The following is a 17,052-nucleotide window of genomic DNA, read 5'->3' as shown; positions in this document are numbered from 1 at the left end:
TTGAAAAGAAAAAGCACATATGAATGTGCTTTTTCGAGTAATTTAACAATTATCTTTTATTATTAAGATAACGTAACTTTTTAATTATTTCATTGGTTCATTTTTGTCAAAATTGACCATCCAGTTGATACCGAACTTATCTTGGAACATTCCGAAATAAGCTCCCCAGAAAGTATCATCCAGAGGCATTTCTACTTTCCCTCCAGCAGAAAGTCCGTTAAAGATTCGGTCAGCTTCTTCTCTGCTTTCTGCATTAATAGAAACAGAGAAATTGTCTCCAAAACTTACATCTCCATATCTTGGATGACTGTCGCTTCCCATTAAAATGGTATTTCCAATTGGAAGTGATACGTGCATAATTTTATTTAAATCTTCTTCTGAAAGTACTTCTCCTTCTTCTGCAGGAGCGTCTTTATATTTTCCTATATACGGAAATTCTCCGCCAAAAACTGATTTATAAAACAGAAATGCTTCTTCGCATGTTCCGTTAAACATTAAATACGGGTTTACTGCTGCCATGATTTTTTTATTGTTTATTGTTTGTTATTTTAGTCCTTAGTACTAAATTTTAGAAAGTATAACTAATGCTAAGCACTAAAAGCTAAAAAGCTAATTCTCCGATAATTCTTTAATCGTTTCCAATCCTTTTGGGAAAGCTTCTTTGAAGAAATCTATATGTTTGTCGATTACATCAACTTCTACATGAAGTTCTACGACATCGCCTTTTTGGATTAATCGATAGGTTTCCATTGCTCCGATCCATTTTTTTGTTTCTTCATTTGGCGGAACTTCTTTAAAATCTTTAAGCTCGCCCATATGTTTAAACGCCATGTATTCGTTTGGAATTTTAGTTTCAATTATACTATTCATTCCTTCTCCGCCAGAACCTAAAAAATAAATTTTATCGCCTTCGTTCCAATTCGTTTGCACGTAACTTTCTCCACAAAAAGAGCTTGTCCACTTTCTGTATGTTGCGTCGTCCCATAAGACTTTCCAAATCTTCTCTCTGGAAGCCTTTACATCGATATTAAATACTAATTTTTCCATATTAACTTGGTAATTTATTAAAGTCCATAAATAAAACATTCCAACGATGACCGTCCAAATCGGCAAAACCGCAGCCATACATCCAGCCTTGGCTTTCTGCAGGAGGCGAAAATACATTTCCGCCAGCTTCTTTTACTTTTTCTGCCAGTTCATCTACTTCTTCTCTGCTTTCTGCATCGATAGAAATCAAGACTTCAGAACTTGATTTGGTATCGGTGAGATTGTGCTGAGTAAAACTTGAAAAAAGCATTTCTTCAAAAAGCATTATCACAAAATGTCCTTCGCCTACAACCATGCAGGTAGAACTTGGAGTATCGTGCTGCTCATTAAACGAAAAACCTATATTCCAGAAAAAGTCTTTTGCTTTTGCTACATCCTTTACAGGAAGATTCAACCATATTTGTTTCGCCATTTTTTTTGTTTTTTGTGTTAGATATTTTTTTCTTTTTAAACCATATAAGTTATGTAAGCCATTTTAAGTTTCACTTTTTCCTTTTTTTGCCACAAAGACGCTAAGTCACTACCTTTTTTATTTTTTGAGATTTGTTTTCGATAAAACCCTTCAATTTTTTATCGCTTATTAAAAGCCTTCGAACCTCTCTCACTTTGCAACTTTAAACCTAATTCGACTCAACATAAGCCTTAAAATTATCCAAAATTGCCTGCCAGCCTGCGCGCTGCATTTCTTCAGGATTTTGCGTTTCTGGATCAAAACTTTCAATAATCTCTACACCATCAGCTACTTTTGTAAAAGTAATTTCAACTTTTCTTCCATCGGCCATAACATATGAGAGTGCTTCATTAGGTTTTACTAAAGTAAATTTACCCTCAAAATCAAAACTCATGCTTCCGTCTTTGGCTGCCATAGTCGATTTGAATTTTCCGCCTTCTCGCAAATCAGCTTCTGCATAAAGAGTGTGCCAGTCTGGTGAAGCAAAACTCCATTTTGTGATATGTTCAGGAGTATTCCAGAAATTCCAAACTTTATCAAGAGATGCATTAACGGTGTTCTTTATTGTTATCATTTTAGTTTTTTTAATTATTACAATTTACTTAATTCAACATAGGTTTTAAAATTATCTATCACAGCCTGACACCATTGCTCTTGCATACTTTTTGAATCGTGTGTGTTTGGCTCAAATATTTCTGTAATTTTTACAATATTGTCATTTTCTTCAAAATGAATGCTTCCTGTTCTGTTATCAAAAAGCTTGTATTCAATTTGAGATAAGACTTTTACATCTGTATATATTCCTTCAAAATCAAATGCTGCACTTTTATCTTTAGTCTGCATGGTATATTTAAATTTACCATTAATTTTTAAATCATTTTCTGCAGCAATTGTTTGCCATTCTTCTGATGGGTAATTCCATTTTATAATGTGTTTGGGCAAAGTCCACAAGTCCCAAACTTTTTCAATAGGTGCGTCTATTATGGATTGTACCGAAATCATTCTGGATTATTTGGAATATTGTTTTCATCCATAAAAAACACTTCCCAATGATGTCCGTCTACATCTAAAAAAGTTTTTTGATACATCCAGCCATAATCTTGTGACTGATTGTAATCAGTTCCTCCTGCCTTAACGGCCTTCTCCATAATTTCGTCCACCTTTTCACGACTTTCTACTGAAATTGCAATAAGAACTTCGCTTGTTGTTTTCGTGTCGCAAATTTGCTTTTTTGTAAAAGTCTGATAAAACTCTTCTACCAAAAGCATAGCGTTAATATTCTCGCCAATTTCTAAACAGGTTCCTTTTTCATTGGTAAATTTTTCGTTGAACGAAAACCCTAATTGTGTAAAAAAATCTACCGATCGCTTTAAATCTTTTACAGCAAGATTTAAGAATATTTTTGTTTTCATCTTTATAAAATTACGAATTAATTAAAACAAATTTAAAATATTAAGATTAGTTTAAAATGTCAATAAAAGTCATTTTTAGGGTCATTTAAGACATTTTATTTATTTTTGTATAAACAGAACCTCCAAAAAACTATAAATATCATGAGCAAGAAATTAGGTTTAATCGTACCTCACGACTATAAATTATTGAGTATAGCAGCGATATTAGAAGTATTTGAAACCGCAAATAAACTTACCTCGGGAAATGAAAAACCATTTGAAATAATGATTTTTCAATCGCAAGAACAATCCGATCAAGGAAATTTATTTGGTTATAAAAGCAATGTTATTGAGTCTTCTGATAGCGTTTTAGACTTAATTTTAATTCCCGCTTTTACTACCGATAATATGAGCGAAATGATTAAAAAGAATAAAAGTTTTATTCCATGGTTGCAAAAACAGCATAGCGCTGGAGCCGAGTTAGCAAGTTTTTGTACGGGAGCTTTTTTGTTTGCGGCGTCAGGTTTACTAAACGAAAAATTAGCCACCACACATGTAGATGCGTGCAGTGCGTTTACAAAAGCTTTTCCGATGGTCAACTTAAAGCCGGAAGAGACTTTAACTGCCGATGGAAGTTTATATACCAGCGGAGGTTCTACCTCAACTTTTCATTTATTGATACTTTTGGTCCAAAAATTCTGCGGGAACGAAATGGCGGTAAAAATTGCCAAAATATTTTCTATCGATTTGAACCGATACAAACAAAGCTATTTTAGCACTTTCAGGCCCAATCATTTGCATAATGATACTTTGGTTGCCATGCTGCAGCAAAAAATAGAAAGTCAGTACCATTCCATCGAAAAACTGGAAGAAATTACCAAAGATATTCCAACAAGTGCCAGAAACATGACACGCCGATTTAAACAAGTAACTGGAATTCCGCCAATTGAATACCTACAGAATATTAGAGTAGAAAGCTCGAAAAAATATCTGGAACAAACCCAGCTTTCCATTTCAGAAATTATCGAAAAAACAGGTTATAATGACCCAAAAGCTTTTAGAAAAGTATTTTATAAAATGGTGGGCATGAAACCTATTGAATATCGAGAGAAGTTTAGGGTTCAATAAGGTCTGAGATTCTGTCTTTAAAAAATCATAAAAAAACCTGTTCAAAATGAACAGGTTTTTAGAAAATAATATTTTCAATACTTAAGACGCAATTTCCATACGTTTCAACAAATTTTTGCTTAATGTATGTTCTGCATATTCTTTGTCAATTGTCAGACTTACATCATCAGAAGTTGGCAGTTCGTACATCGCATCTGTCAGGATAGCTTCGCATAAAGAACGCAATCCACGAGCACCTAATTTATATTCTAAAGCTTTATCTACAATAAAATCTAAAGCTTCGTCTGTAATGGTAAATTCAACATCATCCATCAAGAATAATTTCTGATATTGTTTGATTAAAGCATTTTTAGGTTGCGTTAAAATGGCACGAAGCGTTGCTTTATCTAAGGGATCCATGTGCGTTAAAACTGGTAAACGCCCAATAATTTCTGGAATTAAACCAAAGTCTTTGATGTCTTTTGGAATAATGTATTGCAGTAAATTGTCTTTGTCAATATTGTCAACATTTTTAGACGTTGAATAACCAACTGCCTGACGGTTTAAACGTTTTGAAATAATACGTTCTACACCATCAAAAGCTCCACCAGCAATAAACAAGATATTCTGAGTATTTACCTCAACAAATTTTTGGTCTGGATGTTTACGTCCTCCTTTTGGCGGTACGTTTACAACTGTTCCTTCTAATAATTTTAATAATGCCTGCTGAACACCTTCTCCAGAAACGTCACGTGTAATTGATGGATTATCGCTTTTACGAGCAATTTTATCAATTTCGTCAATAAATACGATTCCTCTTTCGGCTTTAGCTACATCATAATCGGCAGCTTGAAGTAAACGTGTCAAAATACTTTCAACATCTTCTCCAACATAACCTGCTTCTGTTAATACTGTTGCATCAACAATTGCCAACGGAACGTCTAACATTTTTGCAATAGTTTTTGCAACCAATGTTTTTCCTGTTCCGGTCTGACCCACCATGATAATGTTACTTTTTTCAATCTCCACTTCGTCGTCCAATTGCTGTTGCATTAAACGTTTGTAGTGATTGTAAACCGCAACCGACATTACTTTTTTAGTCTGATCTTGACCAATAACATATTGATCTAGGAAAGCTCTAATTTCTTTTGGTTTCTTTAAAATTAAGTCCCCAACTAGTTTTGCGCTTCCGCTAGATTTTAATTCTTCTAATACAATTCCGTGTGCTTGTTCAATACACTTATCGCAGATATGTGCATTAATTCCAGCTATTAATAAATTAGTTTCTGGCTTCTTTCTTCCACAAAACGAACATTCTAATACTACTTTTGCCATTCTTTATTTAAGTTACTAAGCTGCAAAGATACTAAGTTTCTAAGCTTTTTGACCTAAAACTTAAAAACTTAGCAACCTATTAACTTTTTATTTTGTTTAAAGTTTCAGGTTTCAGGTTTCAAGTTGCTGTAGCAAACCTGAAACTTGAAACCTGAAATAAAATTTTAAGCTTAAAAGAATTATCCTCTTCTTAGCACTTCATCAATCATTCCGTACTCTTTTGCTTCGTCAGCTTTCATCCAGTAATCACGCTCACTGTCTTTGTGAACTCTTTCGAAAGACTGTCCTGAATGTTGTGAAATAATGTGATATAATTCATCTTTCAATTTCAACATTTCACGCAAGTTGATTTCCATATCTGTTGCAACACCTTGTGCTCCTCCAGATGGCTGGTGAATCATTACTCTTGAGTGAGGCAATGCAGAACGTTTCCCTTCTGCTCCTGCGCATAATAAAACGGCTCCCATAGAAGCTGCCATTCCGGTACAGATTGTTGCTACGTCTGGTTTGATGTATTGCATAGTGTCGTAAATTCCTAAACCTGCGTAAACGCTTCCTCCCGGAGAGTTTAAATAAATTTGGATATCTTTTGAAGCGTCAGCGCTTTCTAAAAATAATAACTGAGCCTGAACAATATTAGCGATCTGATCGTCGATACCTGTTCCTAAAAAGATGATTCTATCCATCATCAATCTTGAGAAAACGTCTAATTGAGAAATATTCAACTGGCGTTCTTCAATAATATATGGAGTCATGTTGGTTGGAGTCATTGCTGCTACGATTTTATCGTAATACATTGCGTTTACCCCTTGGTGCTTTGTAGCAAATTTTTTGAATTCTTTACCGTAGTTCATATTTTTAGTTTAAAAGTTTGAAAGTCTAAAGTCTTAAAGTGACTCAAAAATATCAAACAAAGTTCATACCTTTTTAAAAGAGATGTCAATTTGTCCTATTTCTAGCCCAGATAGCAGTGGAAAGCTTTTTTTAATTGGCAACTATTTTTTGTTGGTAGAAAAAAAGTAACTCCCGACGCTTCGGGAGAAGCTCTTTTTTTACCTTACAAAAAAAGGCGACAATAAAAAAACTTGTAACGGATAGCTGGATTAGCTTCTGAAAAGTAATCAAAAAATAAATTAAAACAAAAGAGCGTCGGGAAAAACTTCCTGACGCTCTTAATTATGAATGTTATTTCAGAAATTATTCTCCGTAAGAAGCTGCAATAAATTCTTCGTAAGTAACCTCTTTAGTTGTTGGGTTCGCTTTTTCTTTGAAGATATCTAACATTTTAGATGCTACAACTTGCTCAGAAAGTCTCTTAACTTCGTCTTGGTTAGATAAAACTCTAGCTACGATTCCTTCCACTTCTTCGTCAGTTGGATTTGTTTGTCCAAATTGAGCCATTTGCTGTCTGATAGCACTTGATGTAAATGCTTTTAAGTCTTCAAATGTAATTTGGATATTGCTTTGCGCTAATGCTTTTCCTTCGATTAATTGGAAACGTAAACCTTTTTCAGATCTTGCGTATTCAACTTCAGCCTCTTCAGCAGAAAGTTTTTTCTCTCCAACAGTTTGCAACCATTTTTTAAGGAATTCAGCTGGCAAATCAAATTTTGTGTTTTCGATTAAGAAATCTTGAACATCTAATAATAATTTTTGATCTGCTTGCTGTGCAAATTGTGCTTCAGCATCTTCTTTAATTTTAGCTTTTAAATCTTCTAAAGAAGCTACTTTTCCTTCACCAAAAAGTTTGTCGAATAATTCTTGGTTTAATTCAGCAGGCTCAGATCCGTTGATAGCGCTGATTGTGAAATCTACTTCAACATCTAAACCGTGAACACCTTCGTGACCTACTTTTAAGTAATCCATTAGTTGGTGATCGTCATCAAATAAACCTTTTGTGCTTACTTTAACTACATCTCCAACTTTTTTACCTACAAATTGCTCTCCAGCTTTTTTGCTGAATGCGCTAATAGCGATTGTAGTTGTATTGTCGATTCCTTCTGCTTCGTTTGAAAAAGTTCCAGTTAAGTCTGAATTTGCATCAGATACTTCTTGTGGAATTGCTTTTCCAAATTGTTTTTGGATACGTTCTACTTGTCCGTCAATTAATTTGTCGTCAGCAGTTACGATATATTTTACGATATTGTTTTTAGCTTCAAGATCAATTTCGAAGTTTGGCACTAAACCAATTTCGTATTCGAAAGTTAATTCTTCTGCATCCCAGTTAAAATCTTCATTTACTTTAGCAAGAGGAGTTCCTAAAAGATTTAATCTTTCAGATTGAATATAACGCTCTAAAGCCAAATCAACTACTTTTTTGATCTCTTCCTGCTTAATAGCTTTTCCGTATTGTTTTTCAACAAGATCTTTAGGCACGGCACCTTTTCTAAATCCTTTAACTTGCGCTAAAGGCATTTTTTCGTTAATTCTTTTTGCTACTTGACCTTTATAATCCATATGAACAACGTTCATAACGATTGTCTCGTTTACAGCGTCTATTGCTACTCTTTTAATATCCATCTTCTTCTTTAATTTACATAATAAAATTGGGTTGCAAAATTATAAAATTTTTGCAACCCAACCAAGTTTTTAACCTATTGTATTTAGTGCCCTTTTAATCTGATTTTAATTTATTTATCGTCTCCCAGTATTTTATAGGTGATAGATTGCAGAATAGACAAAATTACACTGAATATTAATGCTGTCCAGAAGGAATCGACCGCAAAACCTCCTACAATATTTGTGCATAGCATAATAATAATGGCGTTTATTACTAATAAAAATAATCCAAGTGTAACAACTGTTACCGGCAATGTCAGGATAACAAGTATTGGTTTTATAAACAAATTAAGCAATCCTAGAACAAAGGCAACAATTACAGCTGTTCCAAAACTAGCAACATGAACCCCTGTCAAAAGGTTTGACAATAACAAAACCAAAGCTGCTGTAACAAGAAGTCTAAGTATTAATTTCATAACTTTTTCTTTTAAATTTTAAATAAAAGTACTAAAATTTTTATCACAAAAAACTACTCTTTTAAAAAGGAAGCTGTCATTTCGAAAAACATTTTCGGATTTTCAGCATGAAGCCAATGTCCCGCGTTTGGAATCGTTTCTAGTTTTAAATTTGGAAAATGCTGACGGATTCCGTCCATATCTGCATCTTGAATATAGCCAGAATTTCCTCCGCGAATAAACAATGTCGGTTTGTCAAAAACCAAACCATCTGCCAAAGGTTTCCCAATTGCATCCAGATTATTATTAAAAGCTTGCAGATTAAATCTGAAAGCCAATTGTCCAGGTTCTGCCCAATAAAGGTTTTTCAGTAAAAACTGTCGTGTCCCAAAATCGGGAACATATTGTGACAAAGTTGCCTCTACATCATTTCGGCTTGGCTTTACCGAAAAATCGACGGCATTTAATCCTTCCAAAATATCTTGGTGATGCTGTTTGTAGAATCTCGGTCCAATATCTGCAACAATTAATTTATCTACAATTTCTGGATGTGTCGTAGCAAAAAGCATCGCCACTTTTCCTCCCATCGAGTGTCCCAAAATATCTATTCTTGTCAGATTATTTGCCTGACAATATTCGTAAACATCTTGAACCATTGCTTCGTAACTCCACTCGTCTGAATGGAAACTGCGTCCGTGGTTTCTTAAATCTAAAATATGAACTTGAAATCCAGCTTCTACATATTGCCCGGCAAGAGTTTTCCAGTTGTCAGACATTCCTAGAAATCCGTGCATAATGATAAATGGTTTTCCTTCGCCTTCTATTTTTGAGTATAGCATATTTAATCTTTATTTTTTTGAGATTCTCTGTGAATCTTTGTGGAAAAGTTATGACACAGAGTTTCGCAAAGAATTTCGCGGAGAATCTCAAAAGTGTTATTTCAATTTATTTAGATACATATTTACCGTATTATCCAAACCAAGATAAAGTGCTTCTGAAATTAAAGCATGACCAATAGAAACTTCTAATAAACCAGGAATATTTTGTTTAAAAAACTTGATATTATCTAGACTCAAATCGTGTCCAGCATTGATTCCTAATCCTAATTCATTTGCCAATTTAGCCGCTTCAACATAAGGATCAATCCCTCTTTCGTTTCCTAAATCATATTGGTGTGCAAAAGCTTCAGTATATAATTCTATTCTATCTGTTCCTGTCTTCTTAGCTCCTTCAATCATTTCTAAAATTGGATCAACAAAAATCGAAGTTCTGATTCCGTTTTTTTGAAATTCTTGAATCACTTCTGTCAAATATTCTTGATTTTTGATAGTATCCCAGCCTGCTGAAGAAGTTATAGCTCCAATTGCATCTGGAACCAAGGTTACCTGATCTGGCTTGCATTCTAAAACCAAATCAATAAAATTGTGCTGCGGATTTCCTTCAATATTATATTCTGTTGTCACAATTGCTTTTAAATCGCGTGCATCTTGATAACGAATATGGCGTTCATCTGGACGCGGATGAATTGTAATTCCTTGCCCCCCAAATCGCTGAATATCTGCAGCCACTTTTAACAAATCTGGAACATTTCCGCCTCGGGCATTTCGCAGCGTTGCAATTTTATTGATATTTACACTTAATTTTGTCATATAAATAGATATTAATTCTAGTAATCTTATATTTGTTACGACAAAAATACAAAGTAAAACAGAGCAGTTTTCGGTATTTTTTGATTATTTTGCATCTAAATATCCTCAATTGATTTATGACAGAAATTACAAACTATATCACAAACGATTTCAGAGCGATTGACAGTCAGGAAACGATAGCCTCGATTCAGGACTTTTTTATCGATGTAAATTTTTCTCATTTTCCGATTTTAGAAGATGGTATTTTTATTGGAAGCATCTCTTCTGACGATGTTGAAACATTTGACATTGAAAAAAAAGCAATTGATTACAAATATACTCTAGAACGTTTTTTTGCCAGAAAATCGATGATTTGGCTGGATGTTTTAGAAGTTTTTGCCAAAAACCACACCAATATTCTTCCTATTCTTGATGAAAACAATAATTATATAGGATATTATGAAATGGTAGACATCATGAAGTTTTTTCAAGAAACACCATTTTTAAAAGAACCTGGCGCTATAATTATTGTGCAAAAAGGGCTTTTGGATTATTCTATGAGTGAGGTAAGCCAAATTGTAGAAAGCAATAACGGCAAAATTTTAGGCTGTTTTGTTTCTGAAGCTGATACCGAAAATGTTCAGATTACGGTAAAAATTGGTTTGGGAGCAATCAATGAAATTATCCAGACTTATAGAAGATATGGTTACGAAATTATTTCTGAACATCAGGAAGACACTTATATTAACAGCTTAAAAGAGCGATCAGATTATTTAGACAAATACTTAAACATATAGTATTGTTTGTTGAATCGGTTAATTGTTTAATCGCTTTAACGAAGAAAATTAACGATTAAACAATTAAATAAAAAATCGATTAAACACCAGATGAAAATAGCCATTTACGGACAATACTATCAGAATAGCACCGAACCTATTATAAAAGATATTTTCTCTTTTTTCAATTCCAATAATGTCGAAATGGTAATTGAAGAAAACTTTCTGAAAATGCTTTATGAAAAACAGCTTGTAAAAAAAGAATACAAAACTTTTTCTCCAAGCACTGCTTTAGACAATAGTTTTGAAATGCTGATTAGTATTGGTGGTGATGGTACGATTTTAAGAGCCGCTGCTTTTGTTCGTAATTCGGGGGTTCCATTATTAGGTATAAATGCAGGCCGATTGGGTTTTCTTGCTAAAGTTCAGAAAGAGAACATCGAAAGTTTATTGCAATTTGTGATAGATCAAAACTACACCACTTCTGAAAGAACTTTGTTAGGAATAAGCTGCGAACCTTATAATGAAGCTTTTAAAGAACTTAATTTTGCAATGAACGAAGTTACAGTCAGCAGAAAAGACACGACTTCGATGATTACAGTAGAAACTTATTTAAATAATGAATATCTAAATTCTTATTGGGCCGACGGATTAATCATTTCAACGCCAACTGGATCTACAGGATATTCTTTAAGCTGTGGCGGACCAATTTTAACGCCAGATGTTAAAAGCCTTGTAATTACGCCAATTGCACCTCATAATTTAACCGCCAGACCTCTTGTTATTCCTGATGATACCGAAATTACACTACGTGTGACAGGAAGAGAAGATCAATATCTTGTTTCTTTAGATTCGAGAATTTCATCAGTAAAAAACGAATCTGTTTTAAAAATTAAAAAAACCGATTACAAAATTAAAATGGTCGAAATACCAGGCGAAACTTTCTTAAAGACCTTGAGAAACAAACTGCTCTGGGGAGAAGATAAAAGAAATTAAACTCTTTTCTGATTCTTCACTATACGATAATACCACATTTTCTCGTTCTGCATGTAGTGAATCATCATTAAATGGCTCAAAATCATAACGTAAATTGAAAAAAAAGCACATTTAAGCAAAGGAACTTTGATTCGTATTGATAATTATTATATTTGCACGCAATTTTGAATTAAATGAAGAAAATTTTTAATTTATTGTTATGTTTTTTCCCCTTTATTACACTTAATGCTCAAATCAATGAGATTGGTGTTTTTCTTGGTGGAAGCAACTTTGTAGGTGATGTCGGAAAAACAACTTATATTGCCCCAGAAAAACCAGCTTTTGGTATTCTATATAAATGGAATAGAAGTGCTAGACATTCTTGGCGATTCTCCTACACACAGTCAAACGTCGTTGGAAACGACCTAAAATCTGATGAAACCGGGCGTAGCGGAAGAGGATATCGTTTTGAGAATAACATTAAAGAACTTTCTGCTGGTCTAGAGTTCAATTTTTTCGACTTTAACCTGCATGATTATCACACCAAAGTAACCCCTTACGTGTTTTCGGGTGTAAACTATTTTCTTTTCGATAATTTATACAGATATAGTACAAACCCAAATATCGTATATTCTCAAAAAAATCAAAGCTCAATTGCAATACCTATAATATTAGGTATAAAATCAAATATAACACCCCGCTTTGTTTTAGGGGCTGAAGTTGGAGCACGTTACACTTTTACAGATAATATTGACGGAAGTAACCCAAACACAAGCAATTCAACTATCCTAAAGTTTGGAAATTTAAATAATAATGACTGGTATGTTTTTTCGGGTATTACTTTAACGTATACCTTTGGACAGAAACCATGCTATTGCGCAGAATAAAAAATGAATTTAATAGAATCAATAGATCACACCAACCTACCAAAACACCTTGCCATTATTATGGACGGCAACGGACGCTGGGCAAAACAACAAGGCTTTCTGCGTGCATTTGGCCACGAAAATGGCACCAAATCTGTAAAAGAAATAATCAAAACCACAGCTAGGCTTGGAATTGAGTATTTAACCTTATACGCCTTCTCTACAGAAAACTGGAACCGCCCAAAACTTGAAGTACAGGCACTAATGAAAATATTGATTAATTCATTAAAAAAAGAACTTGTTACCCTTCAAGAAAACAATATCAGACTTAACGCTATTGGAAATCTTGATAAATTGCCAAAAACAGCCCAAAAAGAACTTTTGGATGTTATGGAAAAGACTAAAAACAATACTCGCTTAACTCTTACTCTGGCTCTAAGCTACGGCTCTAGAGAGGAACTGGTTAATGCTGTAAAGTCAATTAGTGATAAAGTTAAAAATAATATAATTTCAATAGACACTATTGACGATTCAATTATAAATGAGCATCTTTACACGCAAAATTTACCTGACGTAGATTTATTAATACGAACCAGTGGAGAACATAGAATAAGTAATTTTTTGCTGTGGCAGATCGCTTATGCAGAGTTATATTTTACTAATGTCTTATGGCCAGACTTTAAAGACCAAGATTTATATGAGGCTATTATTAGTTATCAAAAAAGAGAACGTAGATTTGGAAAAACCAGTGAACAAATTAAATAAGTTTTTAGTGTTACAAAAAAGAATACCGCAAATAATCTGTACCCTTTTACTACTGGGTAGTTTTTCACAAGTTAAAGCACAGGAAAGAGTTCCTTTTGATCAAGGGAAAAAATATATTCTAGCTAAAGTTTCTGTTGTTGGTAAAATAAGCTTCAATGAACAGACTGTTGTTACGTTTTCAGGACTTCAAAAAGGTCAAGAAATTACTGTACCAGGAGAAGAGATCAGTAGCGCAATTAAAAAATTAGGTAAACTAGGACTTTTTGATGAAATCGCTTTTTATGTTAATAAAGTAGAAAACGACAGTATTTATTTAGACTTAGATATCGTTGAGCTTCCTAAATTAAATGAAGTTAAAATTGTAGGGGTTAAGAAAAGTAAAATAGAAGGCTTAATTAAAGATAATAACTTGACAAAGAACAAAATTGTCAACGAAAACTTAATCACTACGACCAAAAATTACATCGAAAATAAATACAAAAAAGAAGGTTTTTATAACACGAAAGTTACTATTACAAATACTCCAGATACCATAAACGGGCATCAAGTTAATATGCTTGTTAGAATAGATAAAGGAGATAAAGTAAAAATCAGCAACATTGATTTTACTGGAAATAAACAACTTACAGACACTCAATTGCGAGCTGCAATGAAGGACACCAAACAGAAAAACTTTATTCGTGTCTTTAAGGCTTCTAAATTTATTCCAGAGAAATACAAAACTGACTTAGAAAAAGTAATCGCAGCGTACAAAGAAAAAGGATATCGTGACGCTCGTATAATTTATGATTCTGTAAAATATAATAAACAAAAAAACACCCTTGCTATTAATATTAACGTAGAAGAAGGAAATAAATACTACTTCGGAAACATTAAGTTCTTAGGAAATACTGTCTATTCAGACCAGCTTTTGAGCCGTTATTTAGGAATTAAAAAAGGGGAAACGTATAACGGAGTTTTATTAGAAAAAAGAATTGCTGATAAGACAAAACCAGATGCCGAAGATATTACGAACTTATACCAAAACAACGGTTATCTATTCTCAAACATTAATGCGGTAGAGGTTAAAACGGTTAACGATACTATCGATTTTGAGATTAGAGTTACAGAAGGTCCTATTGCTTATTTCAACAAAATTACGGTTGTTGGAAATGACAAAACAAACGATCACGTTATTTATCGTGAGTTAAGAACAAAGCCAGGAGAAAAATACAGTAAAGAACAATTAGTAAGAACGATTCGTGAGATTGGACAATTAGGTTTCTTTGATCCTGAAGCAATCGATCCGAAGTTTAAAAACGTAGATGCAGGTGCTGGAACTGTTGATATCGAATATAATGTTGTAGAAAAAGGATCTAGCCAGGTAGAGCTTCAGGGAGGTTACGGAGGAGGAGGTTTCATCGGAACCTTAGGGCTTTCGTTCAATAACTTCTCGGCTAGAAATATCTTTAATAAAGAATCCTACAAGCCTTTACCAATGGGAGATGGGCAAAAAGTTGCACTTCGTTTACAGGGAAGTACTTACTTTCAAACTTATAGTTTGTCATTCTCAGAGCCTTGGTTTGGAGGAAAAAAACCAGTACAGTTTAGTTCATCAATTTCATACAGTAAGCAATTTCTTAACAATTTCGTTACCCGAACTGTTGATAGAAGCAAAAGTTTTAATATTTTTACAGTGCAAGTTGGTTTAGCTAAAAGGTTAACTGTTCCAGATGACTATTTTGTATTATCACAATCTGTAAGTTATCAGCACTACGACTTGAATAATTATAATACAGGTTTGTTTACTTTTGGTAATGGTGCATCAAGAAATTTAGCTTATACTATTGGACTTTCAAGAAGTAATAAAGGGGTAAACCCGATATTCCCGACTTATGGTTCTGAATTTAGTATTAGTGCAAAAGTTACACCTCCATACTCATTATTTAATGGTATTGATTATGGTGATTTGCAAAACCAAAAAGAATATAAGACTCAATATACTGGTGCAAATAGATCAGATGATTTTGGACAGCCACTTAATAATGGTGATTATATAAAAACTGATTCATCAGGAAGAGTTACGAGTGTAGGATCTGATTACGCAAGTGCAGACACAGATGTAGCAAAAGTCGATCAGAAAAAATACAACTGGTTAGAATATTACAAAGTTAAATTTAAAGGAGATTGGTATACTAAAGTATATGGAAAACTAGTATTGAGAACCCTTACAGAGTTTGGTTTCTTAGGAGCTTACAATCAACAAAGGGGAGTAATTCCGTTTGAGCGTTTTTACTTAGGAGGAGATGGAATGGCTAACTATAACATGGATGGTAGAGAGAATGTTCAGTTAAGAGGATATCCTAACAACTCATTAACTCCGGTAAATAGTGTTGGTGATCCAATTGGAGCAACGATATACAATAAATTCTCTATGGAATTACGTTATCCAATTACATTAAAAGCATCGGCTTCTATTTATGCATTAACATTCTTAGAAGCAGGTTCATCATATCCAACGTTTAAAGATTACAACCCGTTTGACTTAAACCGTTCTGCTGGTGCTGGTTTACGTGTATTCATGCCTGCATTTGGATTATTAGGTATTGACTTTGGTTATGGATTTGATGCTCTTCCAGGACAAACAAAACCTAATGGATGGGAAACGCACTTTATCATTGGACAACAATTTTAGTGAAATAACGTTTGGTTAAAAATCATCAAATAAAGTTATGTTATGAGAAAACAATTTTTATTTATATTTTTAGCCTTGATTGTAGCAAATACAAGTCAGGCACAAGGTAAGACGACTAGAATAGGCTACATCGACATGGAATATATTTTAGAAAATGTTTCCGATTATAAAGAAGCTAAATCACAATTAGAGCAAAAAGCTCAAAAGTGGAAACAGGAAGTTGAGGCTAAAAAATTAAATATAAACAATTTGAAGGAAAGCTTAAAAACAGAAAAAGCTTTACTTACAAAAGAATTAATAGAAGAAAGAGAAACTGAAATTAAGTTTCTTGAACAAGAAATGATGGATTACCAACAGAAACAGTTTGGTTCTGACGGAAATCTTATGAGACAAAAAGCAGCTTTAGCAAAGCCTATACAAGATCAGGTTTTTACTGCTGTGCAAGATATAGCTGAAGCAAAAAATTACGATTTTGTTTTTGATAAATCATCAGATCTTACAATGCTTTTTAGCAATAAAAGATTTGATATCAGCGATCAGGTTTTAAGAGTTTTAAATCGTACTGAAAAACGCGAACAGCTGACGAAAAAAGAATTGAAACAGCAAGAGGCTAAAGAAAATATTGAAAATGCTATTGATGATAATCCAGCAATGCAAGATCGCCAGAAAGCACTTGATGAGAAAAGAGCCGCTAGAGAAAAATTAATTCAAGATCGAAAATTAGAGCAGGAAGCTAAGAGAAAGGAATACGAAGATCGAAGAAATGCAGCAGCTGCAGAAAGAGAAGCCAAAAAAAATGGCACGGTTTCTGGAACAGCTACACCAACAGCAACTCCTGCACCAACAAGCGGAGCTGTTAACACAAATTCGACTGCTAAACCTGCAACAACGCCTGCGGCAACAGGAGAAACACCTGCCACCGAACAGCCTGGAATGTCTAAAGCAGAAGAGAGACAATTACTTTACGAACAGCGTAAAAAAGAATTGGAAGAAAGAAGAAAGAAAATTTTAGAAGAAAGAGAAGCGGCTAAAAAAGCAAAAGAAGCCGAACAACAAAAAGCAAATACGACCAATAATTAATTA

At 33.7% G+C, this 17,052-nt stretch carries 19 protein-coding genes; 7 read left to right on the top strand and 12 right to left on the bottom strand.

Features of this window, described 5'->3' with window-relative positions; all coding sequences use genetic code 11:
* Nucleotides 1-84 precede the first annotated feature (84 nt).
* From EG814_RS15150 to EG814_RS15125, 6 genes are all read right to left on the bottom strand, one after another.
* Nucleotides 85-519: a VOC family protein gene (locus EG814_RS15150; protein ID WP_125722742.1), complete on the bottom strand. Its 435-nt coding sequence runs from the start codon at nt 517-519 to the stop codon at nt 85-87.
* Nucleotides 520-609: 90 nt separating this feature from the next.
* Nucleotides 610-1,047 (bottom strand): SRPBCC family protein, encoded by a 438-nt coding sequence (locus tag EG814_RS15145; RefSeq protein ID WP_125722741.1) that lies wholly within the window; start codon nt 1,045-1,047, stop codon nt 610-612.
* A 1-nt stretch (nt 1,048) separates the two neighbouring features.
* Nucleotides 1,049-1,459 carry a VOC family protein gene (locus EG814_RS15140; protein ID WP_125722740.1) on the bottom strand — a complete coding sequence of 137 codons (411 nt, stop codon included), beginning with the start codon at nt 1,457-1,459 and terminating at the stop codon, nt 1,049-1,051.
* Nucleotides 1,460-1,667: 208 nt separating this feature from the next.
* A complete protein-coding gene (locus tag EG814_RS15135) occupies nt 1,668-2,072 on the bottom strand; it encodes an SRPBCC family protein (RefSeq protein WP_125722739.1) in 405 nt (134 codons plus the stop codon).
* A 17-nt stretch (nt 2,073-2,089) separates the two neighbouring features.
* Nucleotides 2,090-2,500, bottom strand: a complete 411-nt coding sequence (locus EG814_RS15130; RefSeq protein WP_125722738.1) for an SRPBCC domain-containing protein — start codon at nt 2,498-2,500, stop codon at nt 2,090-2,092.
* Complete coding sequence (locus tag EG814_RS15125; protein ID WP_125722737.1) at nt 2,497-2,910, bottom strand: VOC family protein; 414 nt, start codon at nt 2,908-2,910, stop codon at nt 2,497-2,499. The genes EG814_RS15130 and EG814_RS15125 overlap by 4 nt, the downstream gene beginning before the upstream one ends.
* A 141-nt stretch (nt 2,911-3,051) precedes the next feature.
* On the opposite strand from EG814_RS15125, the gene EG814_RS15120 reads away from it, so the two are divergent.
* On the top strand, nt 3,052-4,017 hold the full coding sequence (locus tag EG814_RS15120) for a GlxA family transcriptional regulator (RefSeq protein ID WP_125722736.1): 966 nt from the start codon (nt 3,052-3,054) through the stop codon (nt 4,015-4,017).
* Between the two features lie 81 nt (nt 4,018-4,098).
* Here EG814_RS15120 and clpX read toward each other — a convergent pair whose 3' ends face one another.
* From clpX to EG814_RS15090, 6 genes are all read right to left on the bottom strand, one after another.
* A complete protein-coding gene (gene clpX / locus EG814_RS15115; RefSeq protein WP_125722735.1) occupies nt 4,099-5,331 on the bottom strand; it encodes an ATP-dependent Clp protease ATP-binding subunit ClpX in 1,233 nt (410 codons plus the stop codon).
* Nucleotides 5,332-5,510: 179 nt separating this feature from the next.
* Complete coding sequence (gene clpP, locus EG814_RS15110) at nt 5,511-6,185, bottom strand: ATP-dependent Clp endopeptidase proteolytic subunit ClpP (protein WP_125722734.1); 675 nt, start codon at nt 6,183-6,185, stop codon at nt 5,511-5,513.
* A gap of 343 nt (nt 6,186-6,528) precedes the next feature.
* A complete protein-coding gene (locus tag EG814_RS15105; protein ID WP_125722733.1) occupies nt 6,529-7,851 on the bottom strand; it encodes a trigger factor in 1,323 nt (440 codons plus the stop codon).
* A 110-nt stretch (nt 7,852-7,961) separates the two neighbouring features.
* Nucleotides 7,962-8,306, bottom strand: a complete 345-nt coding sequence (locus EG814_RS15100; protein WP_125722732.1) for a phage holin family protein — start codon at nt 8,304-8,306, stop codon at nt 7,962-7,964.
* A 53-nt stretch (nt 8,307-8,359) separates the two neighbouring features.
* On the bottom strand, nt 8,360-9,124 hold the full coding sequence (locus tag EG814_RS15095) for an alpha/beta fold hydrolase (RefSeq protein WP_125722731.1): 765 nt from the start codon (nt 9,122-9,124) through the stop codon (nt 8,360-8,362).
* Nucleotides 9,125-9,220: 96 nt separating this feature from the next.
* Nucleotides 9,221-9,934, bottom strand: a complete 714-nt coding sequence (locus tag EG814_RS15090; protein ID WP_125722730.1) for a pyridoxine 5'-phosphate synthase — start codon at nt 9,932-9,934, stop codon at nt 9,221-9,223.
* A 116-nt stretch (nt 9,935-10,050) separates the two neighbouring features.
* Here EG814_RS15090 and EG814_RS15085 point away from each other — a divergent pair, with 116 nt between their 5' ends.
* The 6 genes from EG814_RS15085 (at nt 10,051) to EG814_RS15060 (ending at nt 17,049) form a co-directional block, all read left to right on the top strand.
* Nucleotides 10,051-10,710 carry a CBS domain-containing protein gene (locus tag EG814_RS15085; RefSeq protein WP_125722729.1) on the top strand — a complete coding sequence of 220 codons (660 nt, stop codon included), beginning with the start codon at nt 10,051-10,053 and terminating at the stop codon, nt 10,708-10,710.
* Nucleotides 10,711-10,800: 90 nt separating this feature from the next.
* Nucleotides 10,801-11,685: an NAD kinase gene (locus EG814_RS15080; protein ID WP_125722728.1), complete on the top strand. Its 885-nt coding sequence runs from the start codon at nt 10,801-10,803 to the stop codon at nt 11,683-11,685.
* Nucleotides 11,686-11,858: 173 nt separating this feature from the next.
* Nucleotides 11,859-12,551 carry a type IX secretion system protein PorG gene (gene porG, locus EG814_RS15075; RefSeq protein WP_125722727.1) on the top strand — a complete coding sequence of 231 codons (693 nt, stop codon included), beginning with the start codon at nt 11,859-11,861 and terminating at the stop codon, nt 12,549-12,551.
* A 3-nt stretch (nt 12,552-12,554) separates the two neighbouring features.
* A complete protein-coding gene (locus tag EG814_RS15070) occupies nt 12,555-13,295 on the top strand; it encodes an isoprenyl transferase (RefSeq protein WP_125722726.1) in 741 nt (246 codons plus the stop codon).
* Complete coding sequence (gene bamA, locus EG814_RS15065; protein WP_125722725.1) at nt 13,228-15,969, top strand: outer membrane protein assembly factor BamA; 2,742 nt, start codon at nt 13,228-13,230, stop codon at nt 15,967-15,969. The genes EG814_RS15070 and bamA overlap by 68 nt, the downstream gene beginning before the upstream one ends.
* 42 nt (nt 15,970-16,011) lie before the next feature.
* Nucleotides 16,012-17,049 (top strand): OmpH family outer membrane protein, encoded by a 1,038-nt coding sequence (locus EG814_RS15060; RefSeq protein ID WP_125722724.1) that lies wholly within the window; start codon nt 16,012-16,014, stop codon nt 17,047-17,049.
* Nucleotides 17,050-17,052 lie beyond the last annotated feature (3 nt).

Source organism: Flavobacterium ustbae, from assembly GCF_003946915.1.
In the GTDB taxonomy this organism is placed as follows: Bacteria; Bacteroidota; Bacteroidia; order Flavobacteriales; family Flavobacteriaceae; genus Flavobacterium; species Flavobacterium ustbae.
The sequence above is the reverse complement of the archived record's forward strand: the minus strand, read 5'-3'. Positions and strand labels throughout refer to the sequence as shown.

Coding starts and splice junctions, on each gene's coding strand:
- EG814_RS15150 (WP_125722742.1), bottom strand. CDS start 519: ATGGCAGCAGTAAACCCGTATTTAATGTTTAACGGAACATGCGAAGAA.
- EG814_RS15145 (WP_125722741.1), bottom strand. CDS start 1,047: ATGGAAAAATTAGTATTTAATATCGATGTAAAGGCTTCCAGAGAGAAG.
- EG814_RS15140 (WP_125722740.1), bottom strand. CDS start 1,459: ATGGCGAAACAAATATGGTTGAATCTTCCTGTAAAGGATGTAGCAAAA.
- EG814_RS15135 (WP_125722739.1), bottom strand. CDS start 2,072: ATGATAACAATAAAGAACACCGTTAATGCATCTCTTGATAAAGTTTGG.
- EG814_RS15130 (WP_125722738.1), bottom strand. CDS start 2,500: ATGATTTCGGTACAATCCATAATAGACGCACCTATTGAAAAAGTTTGG.
- EG814_RS15125 (WP_125722737.1), bottom strand. CDS start 2,910: ATGAAAACAAAAATATTCTTAAATCTTGCTGTAAAAGATTTAAAGCGA.
- EG814_RS15120 (WP_125722736.1), top strand. CDS start 3,052: ATGAGCAAGAAATTAGGTTTAATCGTACCTCACGACTATAAATTATTG.
- clpX (WP_125722735.1), bottom strand. CDS start 5,331: ATGGCAAAAGTAGTATTAGAATGTTCGTTTTGTGGAAGAAAGAAGCCA.
- clpP (WP_125722734.1), bottom strand. CDS start 6,185: ATGAACTACGGTAAAGAATTCAAAAAATTTGCTACAAAGCACCAAGGG.
- EG814_RS15105 (WP_125722733.1), bottom strand. CDS start 7,851: ATGGATATTAAAAGAGTAGCAATAGACGCTGTAAACGAGACAATCGTT.
- EG814_RS15100 (WP_125722732.1), bottom strand. CDS start 8,306: ATGAAATTAATACTTAGACTTCTTGTTACAGCAGCTTTGGTTTTGTTA.
- EG814_RS15095 (WP_125722731.1), bottom strand. CDS start 9,124: ATGCTATACTCAAAAATAGAAGGCGAAGGAAAACCATTTATCATTATG.
- EG814_RS15090 (WP_125722730.1), bottom strand. CDS start 9,934: ATGACAAAATTAAGTGTAAATATCAATAAAATTGCAACGCTGCGAAAT.
- EG814_RS15085 (WP_125722729.1), top strand. CDS start 10,051: ATGACAGAAATTACAAACTATATCACAAACGATTTCAGAGCGATTGAC.
- EG814_RS15080 (WP_125722728.1), top strand. CDS start 10,801: ATGAAAATAGCCATTTACGGACAATACTATCAGAATAGCACCGAACCT.
- porG (WP_125722727.1), top strand. CDS start 11,859: ATGAAGAAAATTTTTAATTTATTGTTATGTTTTTTCCCCTTTATTACA.
- EG814_RS15070 (WP_125722726.1), top strand. CDS start 12,555: ATGAATTTAATAGAATCAATAGATCACACCAACCTACCAAAACACCTT.
- bamA (WP_125722725.1), top strand. CDS start 13,228: ATGAGGCTATTATTAGTTATCAAAAAAGAGAACGTAGATTTGGAAAAA.
- EG814_RS15060 (WP_125722724.1), top strand. CDS start 16,012: ATGAGAAAACAATTTTTATTTATATTTTTAGCCTTGATTGTAGCAAAT.